The organism is Occallatibacter sp. (genome assembly GCF_049802275.1).
In the GTDB taxonomy this organism is placed as follows: Bacteria; Acidobacteriota; Terriglobia; order Terriglobales; family Acidobacteriaceae; genus Telmatobacter.
In genome coordinates this window covers 1-5,462 of the sequence record NZ_JBARMD010000640.1, presented here as the reverse complement: position 1 = coordinate 5,462, position 5,462 = coordinate 1, and the positions used below count along the sequence as shown (strand labels likewise).

Here is a 5,462-nt window from a genome sequence, read left to right as displayed (position 1 = left end):
GTGCTGGAGGCTGTGCACAGCGAGACCGGTACGCCGCTGGGAGCGCTGCGTGTGGACGGAGGCGCGGCGGTGAACGATTTGATGATGCAGTTCCAGGCGGACTTGCTGGGGGTACCGGTGGTGCGGCCGCGGGTGACGGAGACGACCGCCCTGGGAGCCGCATATCTGGCGGGTTTGGCAACAGGGTTTTGGGCCAGCCCCGATGAATTGCGCGCAAAACGACTGGGTGATGTGCGCTTTGAGCCGCGGATGGATGCGAATGAGCGAGCTGAGCGGCGAGGGCGGTGGCAACGAGCAGTAGAACGCTCGAAGAATTGGGGTGAATGATGCGCCGGGAGGAGATGCTTCTCAAAGTTCGCGAGCGCGCTGCGGCGGGTGAGTCGTGGGATATTGCCATCATCGGCGGTGGTGCGACTGGCATGGGCGTTGCCGTCGATGCTGCGGCACGCGGGTTCAAGGTGGTGCTGGTCGAGGCGCATGACTTCGGCAAGGGAACGAGCAGCCGAAGCACAAAACTGGTACATGGCGGCGTGCGTTATCTCGAGCAGGGGAACATTCCGCTGGTGATGTCGGCATTGAAGGAGCGTGGGCTGTTGCGGCAGAATGCGCCTCACCTGGTACATGATCTCGCATTCGTGGTGCCGAATTACTCGTGGTGGGAAGCGCCTTTTTACGGCATTGGATTGAAGCTGTATGACCTGCTTGCGGGCAAGTACGGGTTTGGCGCGTCGAAGCTGCTGACAAAAGAGGAGACGCTGGAACGGCTGCCGGCACTGGAGCCGGAGGAGTTGCGCGGCGGGGTTGTCTACTATGACGGGCAATTTGACGATGCCCGGCTGCTGATCCACCTGGCGATGACTGCGGCAGATCACGGTGCGACGCTGCTGAATTACTGTCCTGCAACCGGAATGTTGCGCGATGAGGATGGTTACGTGAATGGGCTGATCGCATGCGATCAGGAAACCGGCGAGCAGATGAAGATTGCCGCGCGAATCGTGGTGAATGCAACTGGCGTCTTTACAGATGAGATTCGGCGCATGGCGGATGCTGGGGCAGAGCCGCTGATGGTGACCAGCCAGGGAATTCACCTGGTGTTTGACCGAAGTTTTTTGAAAGGCGATACAGCCCTGATGGTGCCGCGCACGAGCGATGGGCGCGTGCTGTTTGTGATTCCATGGCATGGCCATGCGGTGGCGGGAACGACAGATACGCCTGTCGATGCGCCGAGTCTGGAACCGAAGGCGATGGACGAGGAGATTGAATTTATCCTCGAAACTGCAGGACGCTACCTGAGCAGACCGCCGACTCGCGCAGACGTGCTGGCCGTATATGTTGGGCTCCGGCCACTTGTGAAGAGCGAGGGCGAAGGTAAGACTTCCTCGCTTTCGCGCGATCACGTGATTCATGTAGATACGTCGGGACTGCTGACGATTACGGGCGGGAAGTGGACGACGTATCGGCATATGGCTGAGGACTGCGTGGATCATGCGATTACGCTGGGCCGGCTGCGTGATGCGGAATGCACGACGAAAACCCTGCTGATCCATGGCTATATGGCGGCAACTGGCAACGGTGAGGATGGCGAGGTTTCGCTTGAAGTGTACGGTGCCGATGCTGAGGAGATTCGGGTGCTGGCGCGAGAGCCGGAACTTGCAAAACAGTTGCATCCGGAGCTGCCGTACATTGGTGCAGAGGTCGTTTGGGCAGCGCGCATGGAGATGGCGCGCAGCGTAGAAGATGTGCTGGCACGAAGGACGCGGGCGCTATTTCTGAATGCACGGGCGGCCATGCAGATGGCGCGGCCGGTGGCGCGACTGCTGGCGCGAGAACTCAATCGCGATGATGCATGGATTGCGGCGCAGACGAAGGAGTTTTGCGAACTGGCGAAGCAGTATATGGTGTGAGAGCGGAATCCCCGGAGGCAACGAATGGGGACGAAATGCACGCACGAGAAAGATCGTGTCAAGAACGTCAAGCCGAGCAGCAAGGGTTGCGAGGATTGCCTTAAGACGGGCGACACCTGGGTGCATCTGCGCATGTGCCTGGAGTGTGGACACGTGGGCTGCTGTGATTCCTCGAAGAACCGGCATGCGCGAGCGCATTTTCATGCGGTGCAACATCCGCTGATCCGATCGGCCGAGCGCGGCGAAGATTGGCGCTGGTGCTATATCGACGAGACCTATCTGTAGAGACGGTGTTGAGTCCTCAGTAGGAATGAAGAGGCAGAAAAGCAGATTCTTCGCTCACCATCCCCGAACCTACCCCACAGAGCTAAGGCTCTGCGGAGCCCTTGGTACGTTCGGGGCCCCGTTCGGTCAGAATGACACGGCTAACCACATGAGGGATTTCTGACGTGGGGAATTTCTGACGCAGAGGAATGCTGAAGGCGAGGGCCTGACAAGATTCTGGAACTGCGGGGTTCAAGCCAAATGCACTTCGATGGATTTCTTATCGGCGTCGAGATTGGTGATCTTGAAGCTGCGAATCTGACCTGTACGAAGAGGCTCTGGCGCAGCGGATGGGGCTGGTGCGCTTCCCTTCCAGCGCGATTGCAGCATATTTGTGAGCGAGGACAGGTCGGCCTTGGCTGCGGGCTTTGTTTCAGCGGCAGGGGCGGCTGTCTTAGGGACGCGGCAGGTGGCGCGGATGCCTTCGCCGAGTTCGATGATGACGGGGGTAGCTGATTCGTCGATTACGCGGCCGGAAACGGTATCGCCGGCTTTGTGCTCGGCTATGTACTCGTCGATGCTGGTGGGAATCAACTGCTTCATGCTGAGCTTGATCTGGCGCTTTTCCGGCGCGATGCCGAGCACCTGCGCTTTCACAACCTGGCCGGCGCGCAGCACGTCCTGCGGATGATTGATTCGCTTGTCGGCGCTGATCTCGCTGACGTGGACGAGGCCTTCAACGCCGTCGGCGATCTGGATAAACGCGCCGAATGGCATGATCTTAGTGACGGGGCCTTCAATCTGAGAACCAACGGGAAATTTGCTGGTGACATCGGACCACGGGTCGGAGAGGGTTTGTTTGAGGCCGAGAGAGATGCGACGCTCCTCCGGTTTAATTCCGAGGATGACCGCATCAACTGTGTCGCCTTGCTTGAGCACGTCACTGGGGTGGTGGATCTTTTTGCCCCAGGACATCTCTGAAACGTGGATGAGGCCTTCTACACCGGGTTCGATCTCAACGAATGCGCCGAAATCTGCGAGGCGGGTGACGGGTCCTGTGATGCGCTGGCCAACCTGATACTTGCCTTGCGCGGCCTCCCAGGGTTCGGGCTGAAGCTGTTTGAGGCCCAGCGAAATCTTCTTCGTATCGGGATCGATCTTGAGAAGGCGGACCTGGATCTGCTGGCCCACGGAGAGCACGTCTTCGGGCTTGCTGACGCGGCTCCACGAAATGTCGCTGACGTGGAGCAGGCCGTCGACGCCACCGAGATCGACGAAGGCGCCGTAGGGCGTGAGGCTGCGCACTGTGCCGTCGAGTAAGTCGCCAGGCTGCATGGCGGTGAGGCGTCCTTCCTGCTGGGCGCGAGCTTGCTCCTCGAGGACGACGCGGCGATCGACGACGACGTTTTCCTCAGTTACGTCGAGCTTGGTGATGCGGCAGGTGATTTCGGTGCCGACCATTTTTTCGAGTTCGGCGGCATCGCGCGTACCGCTGCGGCTGGCAGGCATGAAGGCGCGCACACCGATGTCCACGGTGAGGCCGCCCTTGATAACGGCGGTGACGGTGCCGACCACCGCAAGCTTTTCAGCGAAGGCCGCTTCAAGCGCGGACCAGTCGCGCGGCTGGGAAACCTTGAAACGCGTGAGTTCGTAGTAGTGTTCTTCGTTGCGGCCCTTTACCGAGACGAGAACCTTGTCGCCCGCCTTTACACCCTCAGCATCGTTGGGAAAAGCTGAGAGCGGAAGAACACCTTCTGTCTTGTAGCCAATGTCCACGAAAACCTGTTCGGCGGAGAGCGAAACAACGGTGCCCTCGATCTGCTTAACACCGGATGCGGGTTTGTGGGTGTGGCTCTTCTCGAACTGGGAGAGGATCGCGGCAAAGTCTTCCTGCGGCTCTGCGGGCTCTTCGGGCCGGGATTCTGGCGAAGGCTCGACAGCTGGGGCGGCTGCAATGGGCGCAGGTTCTGTTGCTGTCGGCGTGGTCTGGTCGCTAACGCTTTCGGGAGTATCGGAAGAGGACTGGGGGTCTGGAACGGTATCGATGCTCATGATGTCTACTGTTCCATTGTCCCACGCGAGACTTGGCAGTGTTATGGTTTGGACCATGAACCTCATCCAGCGCATCGGTATTGCGATTTTCATTTGCGCTGCTTCCGGAGCCTGCGCCGACGCCACCCCAATCGTGATAGCTCGAACTACCGATGGGTTTCTGATTGGAACCAATTCCACGCGAAGTGATGGAGCGCAACACTGCAAGATTCATTACGTGGGTAAAAAACTCCTCCTTGTCGCTGGACAACCGGTGGATATGCAGATCGTCAACGACGCGACGGGCAAATCAGACCTCATATTCGACCTTCATAAAGATCTATGGCGGGTATTTCGACAAGTTCGATCCGACAAGACTCTAATGGACATCGTTAAAACCATCGTAGTAAAGGACATTGCCTCGAATTCTCCACGCAGCCTGAGCAACGGCGTTGCGTCATTCAATCTGGCCTTGATCTCAACGGACGGAGCTGAGCCAGCACTTACTACAATGTGGCTCGAATTCCACGCCAGAAATGCTTGGCAGCCGACGACTAGCATTAATCAAGTCAAACTTGCAGTGGGCCAAGCAATTTACTGGGCAGGCGTTGACCCGCCTGTCTTGCTGACGCGAGTGAATGGTTCGACGGATATTCTCTCTATTCTTCAGGAGACCGCAAAGGACGCGCGGCGACAAAATGCCGAGCAACAGAGGGTCGATCGAGGCTTTGAACCGCCATTCATAATTCTTGCTCTCGAGCCGTATGGCCTCCGACGAGTTGATGGCGATCTGTCCGTCTGCACCTCCGCACATCCACTTCCTTTTCCAACCCCTCCTGCCAATCACTGATTGATCTCCTTAGTTCTGCGGGAATTCCGCGACTTTCGGCGCGACGCGATTGGGGGCGACGTGCGTGGGGCCGCCTTTGTCGTCGATGACGTTGGAGATTTCGCCGAGGTTGTCGAGGGCGATGGTGATCATGTGATGGAAGCGGACGCCGGACGTGACGGGGACTTCAATGGCGCGCGTCAGCGTGACGTTGGGATGGCGGAAAACGCTGTAGATGCCGAGTCCCCAGGCTTCGTGGCTGGTGACGTTGTCGGCAACTTTGTACGAGGCCCATCCGTTGATGCCGGGAGCCGAGGTCCAGCTTGCCTGGTCGGGCGGGTCGTAGGGAATTTCGGATTGGTAGAAGTAGGTGCGGCCGTGATTGCCGTTCCACAGCACCTGGAACTGCTGATGGTGCTCGACGAAGAGGCCGT

General features: G+C 58.8%; 5 protein-coding genes and 1 pseudogene. 4 read left to right on the top strand and 2 right to left on the bottom strand.

Annotated elements, in window-relative coordinates; translation table 11 throughout:
* The 3 genes from WA354_RS21590 to WA354_RS21580 all read left to right on the top strand — a co-directional run.
* Positions 1-327 (top strand): FGGY-family carbohydrate kinase (locus WA354_RS21590; RefSeq protein WP_472815086.1); only part of this gene is annotated, 327 nt, incomplete at its 5' end.
* Positions 327-1,904, top strand: coding sequence for a glycerol-3-phosphate dehydrogenase/oxidase (locus WA354_RS21585; protein WP_472815087.1), 1,578 nt, complete (start codon positions 327-329; stop codon positions 1,902-1,904). The genes WA354_RS21590 and WA354_RS21585, both read left to right, overlap by 1 nt.
* A gap of 24 nt (positions 1,905-1,928) precedes the next feature.
* Complete coding sequence (locus WA354_RS21580) at positions 1,929-2,189, top strand: UBP-type zinc finger domain-containing protein (protein ID WP_472815085.1); 261 nt, start codon at positions 1,929-1,931, stop codon at positions 2,187-2,189.
* A 231-nt stretch (positions 2,190-2,420) separates the two neighbouring features.
* On the opposite strand, the gene WA354_RS21575 is transcribed toward WA354_RS21580, so the two are convergent.
* On the bottom strand, positions 2,421-4,277 hold the full coding sequence (locus tag WA354_RS21575) for a 30S ribosomal protein S1 (protein ID WP_472815084.1): 1,857 nt from the start codon (positions 4,275-4,277) through the stop codon (positions 2,421-2,423).
* Between WA354_RS21575 and WA354_RS21570 the strand changes: the two genes are divergently transcribed.
* On the top strand, positions 4,276-5,049 hold the full coding sequence (locus WA354_RS21570) for a hypothetical protein (protein WP_472815083.1): 774 nt from the start codon (positions 4,276-4,278) through the stop codon (positions 5,047-5,049). The genes WA354_RS21575 and WA354_RS21570 overlap by 2 nt on opposite strands.
* Positions 5,050-5,058: 9 nt before the next feature.
* On the opposite strand, the pseudogene WA354_RS21565 reads toward WA354_RS21570, so the two are convergent.
* Positions 5,059-5,462 (bottom strand): annotated as a pseudogene (locus tag WA354_RS21565) (coagulation factor 5/8 type domain-containing protein); the annotation flags it as partial.

Excerpts from the sequence above, each read along its gene's own strand:
- WA354_RS21575 (WP_472815084.1), bottom strand. The coding sequence starts at position 4,277 with ATGGTCCAAACCATAACACTGCCAAGTCTCGCGTGGGACAATGGAACA.
- WA354_RS21570 (WP_472815083.1), top strand. The coding sequence starts at position 4,276 with ATGAACCTCATCCAGCGCATCGGTATTGCGATTTTCATTTGCGCTGCT.
- WA354_RS21585 (WP_472815087.1), top strand. The coding sequence starts at position 327 with ATGCGCCGGGAGGAGATGCTTCTCAAAGTTCGCGAGCGCGCTGCGGCG.
- WA354_RS21580 (WP_472815085.1), top strand. The coding sequence starts at position 1,929 with ATGGGGACGAAATGCACGCACGAGAAAGATCGTGTCAAGAACGTCAAG.